At 69.5% G+C, this 15,033-nt stretch carries 15 protein-coding genes; 12 read left to right on the top strand and 3 right to left on the bottom strand.

All coding sequences use genetic code 11. The features are described 5' to 3' along the window. Positions 1-43 precede the first annotated feature (43 nt). The 5 genes from GGQ63_RS02935 (at position 44) to GGQ63_RS02915 (ending at position 3,773) form a co-directional block, all read left to right on the top strand. Positions 44-1,138: an inositol-3-phosphate synthase gene (locus tag GGQ63_RS02935; protein ID WP_183852296.1), complete on the top strand. Its 1,095-nt coding sequence runs from the start codon at positions 44-46 to the stop codon at positions 1,136-1,138. Further along, positions 1,135-1,734, top strand: a complete 600-nt coding sequence (locus tag GGQ63_RS02930; protein WP_183852294.1) for a histidine phosphatase family protein — start codon at positions 1,135-1,137, stop codon at positions 1,732-1,734. Before GGQ63_RS02935 ends, GGQ63_RS02930 begins: the two co-directional genes overlap by 4 nt. A gap of 83 nt (positions 1,735-1,817) precedes the next feature. Next, positions 1,818-2,576 carry a TIGR04290 family methyltransferase gene (locus tag GGQ63_RS02925; protein WP_183852292.1) on the top strand — a complete coding sequence of 253 codons (759 nt, stop codon included), beginning with the start codon at positions 1,818-1,820 and terminating at the stop codon, positions 2,574-2,576. A 22-nt stretch (positions 2,577-2,598) separates the two neighbouring features. Next, entirely contained in the window at positions 2,599-3,525 is a 927-nt protein-coding gene (locus GGQ63_RS02920) for a glycoside hydrolase 5 family protein (RefSeq protein WP_183852290.1), read from the top strand. A 65-nt stretch (positions 3,526-3,590) separates the two neighbouring features. After that, positions 3,591-3,773 carry a hypothetical protein gene (locus GGQ63_RS02915; RefSeq protein ID WP_183852288.1) on the top strand — a complete coding sequence of 61 codons (183 nt, stop codon included), beginning with the start codon at positions 3,591-3,593 and terminating at the stop codon, positions 3,771-3,773. 491 nt (positions 3,774-4,264) lie between these two features. Here GGQ63_RS02915 and GGQ63_RS02910 read toward each other — a convergent pair whose 3' ends face one another. From GGQ63_RS02910 to GGQ63_RS02900, 3 genes are all read right to left on the bottom strand, one after another. After that, complete coding sequence (locus GGQ63_RS02910; RefSeq protein WP_183852286.1) at positions 4,265-5,437, bottom strand: zinc-dependent alcohol dehydrogenase; 1,173 nt, start codon at positions 5,435-5,437, stop codon at positions 4,265-4,267. A gap of 34 nt (positions 5,438-5,471) precedes the next feature. Continuing rightward, positions 5,472-6,281: an SDR family NAD(P)-dependent oxidoreductase gene (locus GGQ63_RS02905; RefSeq protein ID WP_183852284.1), complete on the bottom strand. Its 810-nt coding sequence runs from the start codon at positions 6,279-6,281 to the stop codon at positions 5,472-5,474. A 61-nt stretch (positions 6,282-6,342) separates the two neighbouring features. Continuing rightward, positions 6,343-6,873: a DUF1003 domain-containing protein gene (locus tag GGQ63_RS02900; protein ID WP_183852282.1), complete on the bottom strand. Its 531-nt coding sequence runs from the start codon at positions 6,871-6,873 to the stop codon at positions 6,343-6,345. A 185-nt stretch (positions 6,874-7,058) separates the two neighbouring features. Between GGQ63_RS02900 and GGQ63_RS02895 the strand changes: the two genes are divergently transcribed. From GGQ63_RS02895 to GGQ63_RS02865, 7 genes are read left to right on the top strand one after another with little or no spacing between them, the layout of a single operon-like run. Next, the gene (locus tag GGQ63_RS02895) at positions 7,059-8,168 is read left to right on the top strand and encodes an SDR family NAD(P)-dependent oxidoreductase (RefSeq protein ID WP_183852280.1); all 1,110 of its coding nucleotides are present in this window, start codon (positions 7,059-7,061) and stop codon (positions 8,166-8,168) included. After that, entirely contained in the window at positions 8,168-9,259 is a 1,092-nt protein-coding gene (locus GGQ63_RS02890; RefSeq protein WP_343061059.1) for an NAD-dependent epimerase/dehydratase family protein, read from the top strand. The genes GGQ63_RS02895 and GGQ63_RS02890 overlap by 1 nt, the downstream gene beginning before the upstream one ends. Further along, positions 9,256-10,551 carry a TIGR04295 family B12-binding domain-containing radical SAM protein gene (locus GGQ63_RS02885; RefSeq protein ID WP_183852276.1) on the top strand — a complete coding sequence of 432 codons (1,296 nt, stop codon included), beginning with the start codon at positions 9,256-9,258 and terminating at the stop codon, positions 10,549-10,551. Before GGQ63_RS02890 ends, GGQ63_RS02885 begins: the two co-directional genes overlap by 4 nt. A gap of 23 nt (positions 10,552-10,574) precedes the next feature. Continuing rightward, entirely contained in the window at positions 10,575-11,645 is a 1,071-nt protein-coding gene (locus GGQ63_RS02880; RefSeq protein WP_246429568.1) for a glycosyltransferase family 4 protein, read from the top strand. Then, on the top strand, positions 11,642-12,760 hold the full coding sequence (locus GGQ63_RS02875) for a CgeB family protein (RefSeq protein ID WP_183852272.1): 1,119 nt from the start codon (positions 11,642-11,644) through the stop codon (positions 12,758-12,760). The genes GGQ63_RS02880 and GGQ63_RS02875 overlap by 4 nt, the downstream gene beginning before the upstream one ends. Beyond that, positions 12,757-13,851 carry a glycosyltransferase family protein gene (locus tag GGQ63_RS02870; RefSeq protein WP_183852270.1) on the top strand — a complete coding sequence of 365 codons (1,095 nt, stop codon included), beginning with the start codon at positions 12,757-12,759 and terminating at the stop codon, positions 13,849-13,851. The genes GGQ63_RS02875 and GGQ63_RS02870 overlap by 4 nt, the downstream gene beginning before the upstream one ends. After that, on the top strand, positions 13,848-14,960 hold the full coding sequence (locus GGQ63_RS02865) for a CgeB family protein (protein ID WP_183852268.1): 1,113 nt from the start codon (positions 13,848-13,850) through the stop codon (positions 14,958-14,960). The genes GGQ63_RS02870 and GGQ63_RS02865 overlap by 4 nt, the downstream gene beginning before the upstream one ends. The last annotated feature ends 73 nt before the right edge of the window (positions 14,961-15,033 follow it).

The following is a 15,033-nucleotide window of genomic DNA, read 5'->3' as shown; positions in this document are numbered from 1 at the left end:
CTCAGGAACTTACCTGCTGAAACGGGGCGAGGAAGCGCGGGCCATGGGCAAGAGGAAGGTCCGGATCGGGGTCGTCGGGGTCGGAAATTGCGCCTCCTCGCTCGTCCAGGGCATCAGCTATTATCGCGAGGCGGAGGGCAATGCGCCGGTCCCCGGCCTGATGCATGTCGAACTCGGCGGCTATCATGTCGGCGATGTCGAGATCGCCGCCGCCTTCGACGTGGCCGCCGGCAAGGTCGGACGGGACGTCGCCGACGCGATCCTCGCGCCGCCCAACAACACGCAACGCTTTGCGACCGTCGCACCGACGGGGGTGCGTGTCGCCCGCGGGCCGACGCTCGATGGCATCGGACGCTATCTCGCCGACGCCATCGAGCTCGCCGACGAGCCCGAGGCCGACGTCGCGGCGACGCTCAAGGAGAGCCGCGCGGATGTGCTCGTCTCCTATCTGCCGGTCGGCTCGGAGGCGGCGACGCGCTATTACGCCGAGCAGGCGCTCGCCGCGGGCTGTGCCTTCGTCAACTGCATTCCGGTCTTCATCGCCTCCAGGCCCGAATGGCGGCAGCGTTTCGAGGCCCGCGGCCTTCCGCTGATCGGGGACGACATCAAGAGCCAGGTCGGCGCGACGATCGTCCACCGCATGCTCGCCAATCTCTTCCGGGAGCGCGGCGTCCGGCTCGACCGGACCTATCAGCTGAACTTCGGCGGCAACACCGACTTTCTCAACATGCTCGAGCGGGAGCGGCTCGAATCGAAGAAGATCTCGAAGACGCAGTCCGTCGAGAGCCAGCTCGACGTGCCGCTCGCGGCGGGCGACATCCATGTCGGCCCGAGCGACCACGTGCCCTGGCTGACCGATCGGAAATGGGCCTATATCCGCCTCGAGGGCACGACCTTCGGCGGCGTGCCGCTCAATGCCGAGGTGAAGCTCGAAGTCTGGGATTCGCCGAACTCGGCCGGCATCGTCATCGACGCCGTGCGCTGCGCCAAGCTCGCCCTCGACCGCGGCCTCTCCGGCGCGCTCGTCGGGCCGTCGAGCTATTTCATGAAATCGCCGCCGCAGCAGTTCACCGACGCCGAAGCGCGATCGCTGACGCTCGATTTCATCGCCGGCGCAGGGGGTGGAAATCCGTCGTGACGGTCACCTTCCTTCTTGTCCGTCACGCCGCGCACGATGACGTCGGCCGCTATCTCGCTGGCCGCAGGCCGGGTGTCCGGCTCGGCGTCGAGGGCCGCGCCCAGGCGGCCCGGCTCGGCGCGCGGATGCGGCGAGAACGGTTCGGCCGCATCCTCGCGAGCCCGCGCGAACGGACGCAGGAGACCGCGCGCGCGGTCGCCGAGGCGGCCGGGATCGACACCGTCGAGACCGCCGCGGCACTCGACGAGATCGATTTCGGTCGCTGGTCCGGCCACGATTTCGAGACCCTCGACGAAGATCCGGACTGGCGCCGCTGGAACGAGGATCGCGGCCACGCCGCGACGCCCGCCGGCGAGACGATGGAGCACGTTCGCTTCCGCATCGTCTCCGTCATGGAGCGGCTGCAGGCGGAGGGTGCAGCCGGGGCCGTGGTGCTGGTCAGCCATGCCGACGTCATCAAGGCGGCGGTCTGCGACGTGCTCGGCCTGCCGCTCGATCGGATTGATCGGTTCGATATTGCGCCCGCCTCGATCACCACCGTGGTCGCCGGCGCGTGGGGGGCGAAGCTGATCGGCCTCAACGAGGTCGTGGCCTGAGGGCGGGACCTATGCCGCGGCAGCCATCCGTCGTTCGTCCCGCGCCGTTTCGGTCCGTCCCTTCCCGTCATTTCAGGAGGCGCATGATGACGACGCCGCTCTCGACCGCCGAGATCCGCAGCAAGGTCGAGGCGCTCGGCCCCTGGTTCCACAACATCGAGCTCGGCGGCGTCCCGACCGCGCCGGGGCATTTTCTCGGCGACTATCCGGCGGTCAAATGGCGGCGCTTCGCGGATGCGATCCCGGCCGACCTGACGGGCAAGACCGTGCTCGATATCGGCTGCAATGCCGGCTTCTACTCGATCGCCATGAAGCGGCGTGGAGCCGACCGCGTGATCGGCATCGATTTCGACGACGCCTATCTCGCCCAGGCCCGCTTCGCCGCGGAAGTCGAGGAGGTCGCGGTCGAGTTCCGCAAGATGTCGGTCTATGACGTCGGCGCGCTCGGCGAGCGGTTCGACATCGTTCTCTTCATGGGGGTGCTCTATCACCTGCGCCATCCGCTTCTCGCGCTCGACCTGATCCGGGAGCACGTCGCCGGCGACCTGCTCGTCTTCCAGTCGATGCAGCGCGGCAGCCGCGAGGTCGCCGTGGTCGCGGAGAACTATGCCTTCTGGGACGACGCGCCCTTCGAGGGCGAAGGGTTTCCGCGGCTCCACTTCATCGAGCGGCGCTTCGCCGACGATCCCACCAATTGGTGGGTGCCGAACGCCGCCTGTGCCGAGGCGATGCTGCGCAGTTCAGGCTTCGAGATCATCGGCCATCCCGAGCGGGAGGTCTATCTGTGCCGGCCGGCCGGGCCGCCGGCGGGTGAGGGTCCGGTCTATCCGGCGCGGCCGTGACGCGTGAGAGGGGAGTGTCGCGATGATCGAAGCGGCGATGATCTGGAACGAGCCGAACAACAAGTCGCATTGGGATCCGGAGGTCGATCCGCATTGGCGGCTCTTCGCGGAGATGGCGATCCTCGCGGCGCAGGCGATCGAGCGGGCGGAACCCGCGATCACCCGGGTGCTCGGCGGTATCTCGCCGATCGATCCGGGCTTCATGACCCGCATGAAGAGCGCCGGCGTGCTCGACCGGGTCGATGCGGTCGCGGTGCACGGCTTCCCGCTCGACTGGAATCTCTGGCAGATCGACGAGTGGCCGCAGAGGATCGACGAGATCCGCGCCGTCACCGACCTGCCGCTCTGGGTGAGCGAGGTCGGCGTCTCGACCTTCGGCGCCGAGGCCGTGCAGGACTGGGGCCTGAAGCGGACCGCGGAACTGCTCGCCGGCCGCGTGCCGCGCATCCAGTGGTACAGCCTCTACGACCTGCCGCGGGCCTGGGGCGCCACGACCCGCCATCGCGAGGCCGAGGGCTCCTCCTATTACCGTCACTTCTATATGGGGCTGCTGCGCGAGGACGGCACGCCGAAGCCGGCGCTCGAGACCTTCTCGCGGCTGACACCCGGGTTCGGGCTCGTCCAGTGGTTCCACTTCGAGGATCATCGGCTCGACGAGGCCGTCGCCTGGATGAAGCGGCTCGGCGTGACCCATCTGCGGACCGGCCTCTCCTGGGCCGACAGCTTCCGCCCCGGCGCGCTCGACTGGTTCGACCGGCAAATGGCGGCGCTCGCCGATTTCGACGTGACGGTCACCTTCTGCTTCACGCCCGAGCATCGCGGCTACCTGCCGCACCACACCAGCCCGCCGCTATGGCCCGAGGAGTTCGCCGCCTTCTGCGGCGCGATGATCGAGCGTTATGGCCGCCGTGGAACTGTCATCGACCTGCCGGCGCGCACGGCCGCCTGAGCGGGGAGGGAACATCGGCGGGGTCGCACCGGTTCTGCTTCGGCGACAGCAAGGAGGCGCCCGCGATGACCCACAAGCCGCCACCCGTCCCGCCCGAGAGCCGCAGCCCCAAAGGCACCGGCGATGCGACCGGCGCGCCGCTCGAGACCCGGCCTCGTGGCGACACCACGCCGAACCCGGACGAGCGCGGCCATCAGGCCGACAGCAAGATCAACACCACGCATCAGGGCCATCAGCAGGACCGCTGAAGGAGGACCCATTGAGTTGATCCGTCGCGAGCAGGAACGAAGTAGAAGACGAATATATTCCATATTACGGAACACAATGTTGATAGAAATGTTCTCTCAGTGCGGCATGAGAGAGGGGATTTTCTCTCATGCAGTGGGAACGATCTCCGTTCCGTGGCAACTCGGCCGGTCCGTCTTGGGCCGGCCGTTTTTTTGAGCCGTCATGGGAGTCGGTCGTTCCCTTCTCGTCGAAAGGAAGAGGACAGGACCCAACATCTGCGCAGCGGCGGGACGACGACGGCGATCTCGTCCGCCGTGCCGGCATCGGACAGTCGAAGGGCACGGCGCGTGCCGATGCCGCAGCCGACGACGAGCCGGACGGTGTCAACACGGTGGAAGGCGATGCGCCCGTCGGCGGCGCCGATCCCGACCAGCGCGGCCCCGCCGATCCCGGAGCAGGGGCGATGCCCCGAAACCAAGGAGGAGCCGGGGCTGCCCGGCTCCCGTCGCATTCAGGGCTGCATCACGACCTTGATGCAGCCGTCTTCCTTGTCGCGGAAGCGCTTGTAGAGTTCGGGGCCATCCTCGAGGGTCGCGCGGTGCGTGATGACGAAAGTCGGGTCGATCTCGCCCGCCTCGATGCGGCGCAGCAGCGGCTCCATGTAGCGCTGGGTGTGCGTCTGGCCCATCCGGAAGGTGAGGCCCTTGTTCATCGCCGCGCCGAACGGGATGTGGTCGACGAGGCCGATATAGACACCGGGCACCGACACGGTGCCGCCTTTCCGGCAGGACGTGATGACCTGCCGCAGCACGTGCGGCCGGTCGGTGGCGAGGAAGAGCGCGGCCTTCGCCTTGTCGAGCATCGAATCTGCGCTCGCCGTCGCATCCGACTCCGTGCCGACGCAGTCGATGCAGCGGTCCGGCCCGCGGCCGCCGGTCATCTCCATCAGCCGGTCGTAGACATCCTCATCGCTGAAATCGATCGTCTCGGCGCGGCCGGCCGAGCGCGCGAGGGCGAGCCGCTCCGGCACCTTGTCGATCGCGATGACCCGGCCGGCGCCCAGCATCCATGCCGACTGGATGGCGAACTGGCCGACCGGGCCGCAGCCCCAGATCGCCACCGTGTCGCCGGGCTCGATCTCGGCGTTCTCGGCCGCCATGTAGCCGGTCGGGAAGATGTCGGAGAGGAACAGCGCCTGCTCGTCCGGCATGCCGTCCGGCACCTTGAGCGGACCGACATCCGCATAGGGCACCCGCATATACTCCGCCTGGCCGCCCCAGAAGCCGCCGAGCATATGGGAATAGCCGAACAGGCCGGCCGGCGAGTGGCCCATCATCTTCGCCGCCTGGGCGGCATTGGGGTTGGACCGGTCGCACAATGAGAACAGCTGCTTGCGGCAGAAATAGCAGTCGCCGCAGGAGATGTTGAACGGCACCACGATCCGGTCGCCGACCTTGAACTTGGTGTGGCCGCGGCCGACCTCGACCACTTCGCCCATCGTTTCGTGACCGAGCACATCGCCCGATTCCATGGTCGGCATGTAGCCGTCCATGAGATGGAGGTCGGAGCCGCAGATGGCACAGGACGTGACGCGGATGATGACGTCACGGTCATCCTCGATCGTCGGATCGTCGACGGTGTCGCAGCGTATGTCTCCCTTGCCGTGCCAGCACAAGGCTCTCATGGGCGATCTCCTCTGAGTGGTTTCGAAAAGGCGGTCAGGCGTCGCGGCCGGGCTCGGCCAGCTTCCTGTGCTGCTCGGCGAGCCGGCCGGCTGGCATAAGATGAGCGCCGGCGACCTGCAGCTTGTTCTTCCAGCCGCTCACCACCTGCTCCTCGCCGGCCATCATCGCCTCGAAGCCGGTGCGGGCGACGTCCGCCGGGTCGTCCTTCTCTTGCTGGCCGACCGGCGTATCGAGCATGTCGGCGCGGACGAAGAAGCGTGTATCTGTCGGCCCGGGCATCAGGAGGGTCACCGAGACGCCGGTGTCGGCGAGTTCGTGCCGCAGCGCGATCGCGAAGGAATCGATGAAGGCCTTGGTGCCGTTGTAGACCGCCTGGAACGTCCCCGGCATGAAGCCGGCGATCGAACCGGTGAAGAGGATCCGGCCCTCGCCGCGCGCGACCATCCGGCGGGCGAGCGCGTGAACGAGATAGAGCGTTCCCGTCACATTGGTGTCGACCACATGGCGGAGCGACGCAAAGTCCTGGTCGAGGAAGCCCCGTCCGAGGCCGCGTCCGGCATTGGCGAAGAGCAGGTCGACGTCCCGGTCGCCGATCGCTGCGAGCAGCCGGTCGACACCCTCGATCCTCGCGAGGTCGGCCTCGACGCCGATCACGTCGACACCGGTGGCGCTCAGGGCCGACGCGCTGTCCGCGATCGCCGGCTCATCGGCGGCGATGATGAGGTCGTAGCCCTCGCGCGCGGCGAGCTTGGCGAGCTCGAGACCGATTCCGGTCGAGGCGCCGGTCACAACGGCGAGCCTCGCTTCCTCGGCCTCGTCCGTTGCGTGTGCATTCAGCGGCATGAGAGCCTCCTCTTTCCCGCCGAACCGGGCGCCGCGCCGCTTGTTCCGGCCGCCGCTCGTGTCACTCCGGCCGGTTGCGATCGATCTCGTCGAGTACCGCCTCGGGCGCGACTTCCTCGGTGAGCGCCTCCAGTTCGGGATCGACTGCACCGGGTCCCTGGACATGGCGTGCGAGTGCGGCGGTCAACTCGGCGAGCTTGGTGAGCTCGTATTCCGTGAGCAGGCCGATCTGCAGCGTCAGATCGGCCCGCCGGTCGTCGATCCGGGCGAGCCGGTTCTGGTTCACGAGCACGAAGGTCGAGAGGAAGATCGCTTCCACCGAGGCGACCATGGCGAGCATCACGAAGCTCGGGTCCCAGGCCGGGACGAGCGGCAGCCAGCCGAGATTGACGAGGATCCACAGGCCGAACACCACGAGGTGGAGCGCGACCGACCACATGCTGCCGGTGAAGTCGGCGATCGCGCCGGACAGCCGCTCGGACAAGCCGGCCTCGGCGATCTCCCGCTCGCGCCGCGCCATCAGCGCGCGAATGTTCCGCTCGAGCGGCGCGGCGACCGCTCCGCCTCGTTCCTGTTCGGTCCGCTCACTCATCCCGCGCGCCTCCGCCGCTCTGCCGCCGGAGGAACGTCGTGGCGACGGCTTCGTTCGGCGAGCGAGAGGGTCTTTCGGGGTCCTCTCATCACTACGCGTGTCCGGCGGCAGCGGCGGGAACAAAGCTCCGGGCGGCGGGTTCGGGCGGCGACAGACCCACCCGTTGCACATTGGGGAGCCGCTTCGTGAAGACAGTGCTCGTGACCGGAGGTTGCGGCTTCATCGGCCGTCATGTTGCGGAAGAGCTTCTCGGCCACGGCTATGCCGTGCGCGTCCTCGACAGCCTCGTCGAGCAGGTCCACGGCGGCGACCAGCCGGCCGGCCTCGCCCGGGGCGTGGAATTTATCCGCGGCGATGTGCGCGATCGCGCCTTCGTCGATCGTGCCGTCGCCGGAGTCGATGCGGTCGTTCATCTCGCGGCAGAGGTCGGCGTCGGCCAGTCGATGTACGAGATCGCCCGCTATGTCGGCGCGAATGATCTCGGAACGGCGGTGCTCCTCGAGGCGCTCATCAAGCAGCCCGTGACGCGGATCGTCGTCGCTTCCTCGATGTCCGTCTATGGCGAGGGCCTCTACGAGACACAGGATGGCCGCCGCGTCGGCAACGCCCGCCGGCGGCCGGACCTGCTCAAGCAGGGCGCCTGGGAACCCGTCTCCGCCGAGGGCGAACGGCTGACGCCGATCGGCACCGACGAGGAGAAGCCGGTCGACCTCGCCTCGATCTATGCGCTCACCAAATATGCGCAGGAGCGCGAGGTGCTGATCTTCGGCGAGGCCTATGGCGTCGACGCCGTCGCCCTGCGGCTCTTCAACGTCTTCGGCCCCGGCCAGGCGCTCTCCAATCCCTATACGGGAGTGCTCGCCAATTTCTCGTCGCGGCTCGCCAATGGCGCGGCGCCGATGGTGTTCGAGGACGGCGCGCAGAAGCGCGATTTCGTCCATGTGCGCGATGTCGCGCGCGCCTTCCGCCTCGCCCTCGAGCAGAAGCGCGCCGCCGGCCACGTCCTCAATATCGGCAGCGGCTCGGCCTATCCGATCCGCGATGTCGCGACCATGCTCGCCGAGGCGATGGGCGTGCCCGAGATCGGTCCGGAGATCCTCGGCAAGGCCCGGGCCGGCGATATCCGCAACTGTTTCGCCGACATTTCGAAGGCGCGCGAGCTGCTCGGCTTCGAGCCGCAGTTCCGGCTCGAACGCTCGCTCGACGAACTGGTCAAATGGGTTCGCGGCACGACGGCAGTCGACCGGGGTGCCGAGATGAAGCGCGAGCTCGAAGCGCTCGGGCTGGTGTCGTGATGCTCGCGGCCCCGGAGACCGGCGGCCGGACCGGCCGCCCCACCCTGATCGCCGGCGGAGCGGGCTTCATCGGCGCCAACCTCGCCGACAGCATCGCCGGGTCGGGCGGCGAGGTGATCGTGCTCGACAATCTGAGCCGGGCGGGGGTGGAACAGAACCTCGCCTGGCTCGAGAGCCGGCACCGCGGCCGGGTGCACAGGGTGATCGCCGACGTGCGGGACGAGGCCGCGCTTGAGCGGTTGGTTCGCGACGCCGGCGCAGTCTTCCATTTCGCGGCACAGACCGCCGTGACGACGAGTCTCGCCGATCCGCGCGCCGATTTCGAGGTCAATGCCGGCGGAACGTTCAACGTGCTCGAGGCGGCGCGCAAAACCGGGAGGGCCATTCCGGTGGTCTTCTCGAGCACCAACAAGGTCTATGGCGGGCTCGACGATATCGCCCTCGTCGAGCTCGACGACCGTTACGTCCCTGTGGATGAGAAGACACGCGCCCACGGCGTCGACGAGAGCCGGCCGCTCGATTTCTGCACGCCCTATGGCTGTTCGAAGGGGGCAGCCGACCAGTACGTGCTCGATTACGGCAAGTCCTTCGGCCTGCCGACCGCGGTGCTCCGCATGAGCTGCATCTACGGGCCGCGCCAGTTCGGCACCGAGGACCAGGGCTGGGTGGCGCATTTCCTCATCCGCGCTCTGTCCGGCGAGCCGATCACCATCTATGGCGACGGCCGGCAGGTGCGGGACATTCTGAACGTCGCCGATGCCGTCGCCGCCTATCGCGCGGTGCTCGCCGATATCGGCCGGCTCGCCGGCCGGGCGTTCAATCTCGGCGGCGGGCCGCACAACGCCGTCAGCCTGCGGCGGCTGCTGATCGAGATCGGCCGGGTGATCGGCGGCGAGCCGGCGGTCGAATTCCGCGACTGGCGGCCGGGCGACCAGTTGTATTTCGTTGCGGATACCCGGCGGCTGCAGGCCGCGACCCCCTGGCGCGCTGCGGTTCCGTGGCGCGACGGGGTGCGGGAGCTCGCAGCCTGGCTCGCCGAGAACCGGCTCCGCCCGGCGGAGCCACGCGTCCAGCGGAGGATCACCGCATGAGGGTTGCGCTCGTCAATCCCGCATGGAGCTATGACGGCTCGATCTATTTCGGTTGCCGCGAGCCGCATCTGCCGCTCGAGCTCGGCTATTCGAAGGCGCTCCTCGAAGCCGCCGGCCACACCGTCCTGATGCTCGACGGTCAGCTGCAGGATCTCGGCAACACTGAGCTTGCCGAGCGGGTCGCGTCCTTCACCCCCGATATGACGGTGGTGACGACGGCGCCGACCTATCTCTTCTGGCGCTGCGCACCCCCCGAATTGCGCGTTCCGGCAGAATTCCTGCGCCTGCTCGCCGGGCGTGGCGGACGCGAGGTGGCGGTCGGGCCGCATGGCTCGGCGACCCCGGGGCCGACGCTGCGCAAGCTCGGCGTCGACGTCGTCGTGCGCGGCGAATGCGAGGAGGTCGTCGCCGCTCTCGCCGACTCCCTCGACGGACGCACGGTTCCGGGCACCGCACATCTCGCCGCAGACGGAAGGTTGGTGGAAGTCGGCGGTGTCCATGCGAGCCGTTTCGTCGATCATCCCGCGCTCGTCTGGCCGGAGGACTGGCTGGCGCGCCATCATCACCATCACCACCGTTTCGACGCGGGCAAGGCCGGGATCGGCGCGGAGGTCGAAGCCTCGCGCGGCTGCCCCTATACCTGCAGCTTCTGTGCGAAGATCGACTTTCGCGATGCCTATCGGCGGCGCAATCACGCCGCGATCGTCGAGGAAATCGACCACCTGATCGCGCAGGGCGTGCGCTACCTCTATTTCATCGACGAGATCTTCCTGCCGCAGAAGGCGCTCCTCGAGGCGCTGGTCGAACGCGACATCGAATTCGGGGTGCAGACCCGCATCGACCTGTGGAAGCCGGACCTGCTCGAACTGCTCGGCGCCGCCGGCTGCGTCTCGATCGAGGCGGGGCTCGAAAGCCTCACCGTCGAGGGCAGGGAGATGCTTTCCAAGCGGTGTCGTCTCGGCACCGAGGAACTGGCGGAACTGCTCATCAAGGCCCGCCGCCACGTGCCCTTCGTGCAGGCCAATCTGATCGGCGTCGTCGAGGATGACCCCGCGCTCGTCGATTATTGGCGCAACCATCTGATCAGCAACGGGGTCTGGGCGAACGAGCCGGTGCCGCTCTATCCCTATCCGAGTTCGCCGAGCTACCGGCAGCTGTTCGGCGAGCCGGACGACGAGGCCTGGGAGCGGGCGCACGCCCACTATCTCGCAGCCTTCAACCGCTTCAGCGATATTCAGGAACGGGCGCCGCGGCCGCTGCGCGAGCTGGAGGGCGTATGCTGTCCGGCCTGAGCGGTGGACCGCGGCGCGTGCTCATGACGGTCGATGCCGTGGGCGGGGTGTGGCGCTACGCGCTCGACCTCGCGGCCGCGCTGCACGGGGAGGGGACGGAGGTCCTCCTCGCCGGGCTCGGCCCGCCGCCATCGCCCGCGCAGCGCGGCGAGGCGGAGAGGGCCGGTGCCGGCCTCGTCTGGCTCGATGTCCCGCTCGACTGGATGACGATGTGCGAGGCCGATCTCGACGGGCTGCCCGCTGCGCTCCGGACGGTCGCGGAGCGGTTCGGCGCCGATCTCGTGCAGGTCAACGCGCCGGCGCAGGCCGTCGGTCTGGCGCTTCGCTGTCCGCTCGTCGTCGTCTCGCATTCCTGCGTCACGACATGGTTCGAGGCGGTCCGCGGCGGCGGCCTGCCCCCCGGCTGGGACTGGCACCACCCCCGCAATCGCGCGGGCTTCGATCGCGCCGATGCCGTCGTCGCGCCGAGCGCCGGCCATGCCGGGCTGCTCGAAGCCGTCTATGGCCCGATCCCCGGCCTCCGCGTCGTGCACAACGGCTCGCCGAGCGTCGCGCAGCGGGTCGAGAAGGAGCCGGTCGTACTCGCCGCGGCGCGCTGGTGGGACGAGGCGAAGGGCGGCCGCACGCTCGACCTCGCGGCCGATGCGATCGTCTGGCCCGTGATGATGGCCGGCGCGACGGAGGGGCCGAACGGTGCCGTCTGTGCGCTGGCCTCGGGCCGCTCCGCCGGCCTCTTGCCGGCCGCCGAGGTCGACCGGCTGATGGCGCGTGCGGCGGTGTTCGTTTCGCCCTCGCTCTACGAGCCGTTCGGTCTCGCCGCCCTCGAAGCGGCGAAAACCGGTGCCGCCCTCGTGCTCTCCGACATCCCGACCCATCGGGAGCTGTGGGACGGCACGGCGCTGTTCTTCAACCCGCGCGACGCCGCAGGCCTCGCCGACGCCGCGAACCGGCTGGCGGGGGATGGCGCGCTGCGGCGGCGGCTCGGGGACGCGGCGCGCGAGCGGGCGGAGCGCTTCACGCTCGCCGCGCAGGCCGCCGCGATGGCGGGGGTCTATCGAGCGGCGATGGAGATGCGGATGGGCCGGGCGGCATGAGGTTCCTCTTCTACACCCATTCCCTCGTCTCCGATTGGAACCACGGAAACGCGCATTTTCTGCGCGGTATCATGCGCGATCTCGTGGCCCGCGGCCATGAGGCGCTGGCGCTCGAACCGGAGGACGGCTGGAGCCGGGCGAACCTCCTCGCCGATCGCGGGCCGGAGGCGGTCACCCGCTTCGCGACCGACTTTCCCGAGCTGCGTGCCGAGACCTATGGAGCCGGCTTCGAGCACGAAGCGCGGCTCGCGGAAGCGGACGTCGTCGTGGTGCACGAGTGGACGGAGCCGGCGCTCGTCGCCCGGATCGGCCGCGCCCGCGCCGCCGGCGGTCGGTTCGCGCTGCTCTTCCACGATACCCATCACCGCGCCGCCTCGGCTGCGGACGAGATCTCGGCGCTGCGGCTCGACGCCTATGATGCGGTGCTCGCCTTCGGCGAGACGCTCTCCGAGCGCTACCGCGCCGCCGGATGGGGGCGGCGGGTCTTCACCTGGCACGAGGCCGCGGACGACCGGCTGTTCCGGCCACATCCGGAGATCGCGCGCGGCGAGGACCTCGTCTGGATCGGCAATTGGGGCGATGACGAGCGTTCGGCGGAGCTGATGGCCTTCCTCGTCGAGCCGGTGCGCGCGCTCGGCCTCGCGGCGACGGTGCACGGCGTCCGCTATCCCGACCATGCCCGCGCGGCGCTCGACGCGGCGGGCATCCGCTATGGCGGCTCGATCGCCAATGCCGACGCGCCGCTTGCCTTCGCCCGCCACCATGTCACCGTCCATGTGCCGCGGCGGCCTTATGTCGAGGCGCTGCCCGGCATCCCGACGATCCGGATGTTCGAGGCGCTCGCCTGCGGCATCCCGCTCGTCTCGGCGCCCTGGGACGACGCTGAGGGCCTCTTCCGGCCGGGCCGCGACTTCCTCTTCGCGCGCGACGGGGCGGAGATGACGGCACATCTGCGCAGTGTCCTCGCCGACCCTGCGCGCGCCGGCGACCTCGCCCGGTCGGGTCTCGAAACCGTGCTGTCGCGGCATACCTGCCGGCACCGGGTCGACGAACTGTTCGCCGTCCTCGCGGCCTGCGGGGTCCGCTCTGCCGCTCTGGAGGAGGTCACGCCGTGAAGATCGCGTTCTATGGTTCGAGCCTCGTCTCCTCCTATTGGAACGGGGCCGCCACCTATTACCGCGGCATGCTGCGCGCGCTCGCCGCGCTCGGCTATGAGATCACCTTCTACGAGCCCGACGTCTACGACCGGCAGCAGAACCGCGACATCGACCCGCCTGACTGGGCGAAGGTCGTGGTCTATGAGGCGACGCCCGCCGCCCTGATCGCGGTCGCGCGGGAAGCGGCCGAGGCCGACATCGTCGTCAAGGCGAGCGGCGTCGGCTATGAGGACGAGGCGCTCTTGCGCGCCGTGCTCGCCCACGCCCGGCCCGGCGCGACGACGTTGTTCTGGGACGTCGACGCGCCGGTGACGCTCGGAACACTGAGGAAGACGCCGGAGCACCCGCTCCGCCGGGCGCTTTCCCGCATCGATCTCGTGCTCACCTATGGCGGCGGACCGCCGGTCGTTGCCGCCTATCGCGAACTCGGCGCGGCGCACTGCGTGCCGATCTACAACGCGCTCGACCCGGAGACGCATCATCCGGTGGCGCCGGAGCCGCGCTTCTCCGGCGCGCTCGGCCTGCTCGCCAACCGCCTGCCGGACCGCGAGGCGCGGATCGAGCGGTTCTTCCTCGATGCGGCGGCGCGCCTGCCGGCGGAGCGCTTGCTGCTCGGCGGCGCCGGCTGGCAGGACAAGCCGCTGCCCGGCAATGTCGAGCGGCTCGGCCATGTCGGCACCGCCGATCACAACGCCTTCAATGTGAGCCCCAAGGCGGTCCTCAACGTCTCGCGGGAAAGCATGGCCGAGACCGGCTATTCGCCGGCGACACGGGTGTTCGAGGCGGCGGGGGCCGGAGCCTGCCTCATCACCGACGCCTGGGTCGGCATCGAGCATTTCCTGAAGCCGGGCGAGGAGGTGCTCGTCGCGCGGGACGGGGCCGATGTGGCGGAGGCGGTCGCAGGCCTGACCGCCGAGCGGGCGCAGGCGATCGGCGCACGCGCGCTCGCCCGCGTCCTCGGCGAGCACACCTATGCCCGGCGCGCGGCGGAAGCGGACCGGCTGTTCCGTGCCCACGTCAACCGGCCGGCGGCGGAGGCCGCCGAATGAGGCCGCTCGACATCGTCTTCATCGGGTTGTCGCTCTCCTCCTCCTGGGGCAATGGTCATGCGACGACCTTTCGCGGCCTGATGCGCGGGCTCGCGGCGGCCGGCCACCGGCTCACTTTTCTCGAACGCGACATGCCATGGTATGCCGCGAACCGCGATCTGCCGGAGCCCGATTTCTGCTCCTTGATCTACTATGAGACCGTCGCGGCGCTGCACGAAGAACTGGACGAGACGATCAAGCGCGCCGATGCGGTGGTGATCGGCTCCTATGTGCCGGAGGGGGTCGCGGTGATCGACCTCGTCACTGCGATGGCGACCGGTCCGGTCGCCTTCTATGACATCGACACGCCGGTCACCCTCGCAAGGATGGCGGCGGGCGAGCGCGACTACCTCGCGCCCGGACAGATCCCGCTCTTCGACGTCTATCTCTCCTTCACCGGCGGCCCCACGCTCGAGCGGCTGGAGCGCCATTTCGGGGCACACCGCGCCGCGCCGCTCTATTGCGCGGTCGACGCCGGGCGCTACCGGCCGACCGGCGAGCCGATCCGCTGGGACCTCGGCTATCTCGGCACCTACAGCCCCGACCGGCAGCCGACGCTCGAGGCGCTGCTGATCGAGCCGGCGCGCCGCCTGCCGTGGCGGCGTTTCGTCGTCGCCGGCCCGCAATATCCCGAGGACATCGACTGGCCGGAGAATGTCGAGCGGATCGCGCATCTGCCGCCGGCCGAGCATCCGTCCTTCTTCAGCCGGCAGCGCTTCACCCTCAATGTGACGCGGGCCGACATGATCGCCGCCGGCTGGTCGCCGAGCGTGCGGCTGTTCGAGGCGGCGGCCTGCGGCACGCCGATCGTCAGCGACCGCTGGCGGGGCCTCTCCGACTTCTTTCCCGTCGGCACGGCGATCCTGACCGCCGACGGTCCGGACACGGTCGTGCAGATCCTCACCGGGACGGGGGAGGCCGAGCGGACCGCCATCGCGGCTGCGGCGCGGGCGCGCGTGCTCGCGCGGCACACCGGGACCGTGCGCGCCGGCGAGCTGGAAGCGGAGCTCCGTGCCGCGATCGCACGCCGGGCGGCACACCCCCCACCCGGACGTGTCGCGGCGGGCTGAAACGTTCCCCAGGCAGAGGGGGGCGTCCTGAGCGGCCGACGCGCGGTCGCGGTCTGTACCGTGGGCGTTGAGG

It is taken from the genome of Prosthecomicrobium pneumaticum (assembly GCF_014199915.1).
Taxonomy (GTDB): Bacteria; Pseudomonadota; Alphaproteobacteria; order Rhizobiales; family Kaistiaceae; genus Prosthecomicrobium; species Prosthecomicrobium pneumaticum.
This window is presented reverse-complemented; position numbering and strand designations above follow the sequence as displayed.

Bases quoted from the DNA above. Each gene is read 5' to 3' on its own strand.
- GGQ63_RS02935 (WP_183852296.1), top strand. From the start codon at position 44: ATGGGCAAGAGGAAGGTCCGGATCGGGGTCGTCGGGGTCGGAAATTGC.
- GGQ63_RS02925 (WP_183852292.1), top strand. From the start codon at position 1,818: ATGATGACGACGCCGCTCTCGACCGCCGAGATCCGCAGCAAGGTCGAG.
- GGQ63_RS02920 (WP_183852290.1), top strand. From the start codon at position 2,599: ATGATCGAAGCGGCGATGATCTGGAACGAGCCGAACAACAAGTCGCAT.
- GGQ63_RS02915 (WP_183852288.1), top strand. From the start codon at position 3,591: ATGACCCACAAGCCGCCACCCGTCCCGCCCGAGAGCCGCAGCCCCAAA.
- GGQ63_RS02910 (WP_183852286.1), bottom strand. From the start codon at position 5,437: ATGAGAGCCTTGTGCTGGCACGGCAAGGGAGACATACGCTGCGACACC.
- GGQ63_RS02905 (WP_183852284.1), bottom strand. From the start codon at position 6,281: ATGCCGCTGAATGCACACGCAACGGACGAGGCCGAGGAAGCGAGGCTC.
- GGQ63_RS02900 (WP_183852282.1), bottom strand. From the start codon at position 6,873: ATGAGTGAGCGGACCGAACAGGAACGAGGCGGAGCGGTCGCCGCGCCG.
- GGQ63_RS02890 (WP_343061059.1), top strand. From the start codon at position 8,168: ATGCTCGCGGCCCCGGAGACCGGCGGCCGGACCGGCCGCCCCACCCTG.
- GGQ63_RS02885 (WP_183852276.1), top strand. From the start codon at position 9,256: ATGAGGGTTGCGCTCGTCAATCCCGCATGGAGCTATGACGGCTCGATC.
- GGQ63_RS02880 (WP_246429568.1), top strand. From the start codon at position 10,575: ATGACGGTCGATGCCGTGGGCGGGGTGTGGCGCTACGCGCTCGACCTC.
- GGQ63_RS02875 (WP_183852272.1), top strand. From the start codon at position 11,642: ATGAGGTTCCTCTTCTACACCCATTCCCTCGTCTCCGATTGGAACCAC.
- GGQ63_RS02865 (WP_183852268.1), top strand. From the start codon at position 13,848: ATGAGGCCGCTCGACATCGTCTTCATCGGGTTGTCGCTCTCCTCCTCC.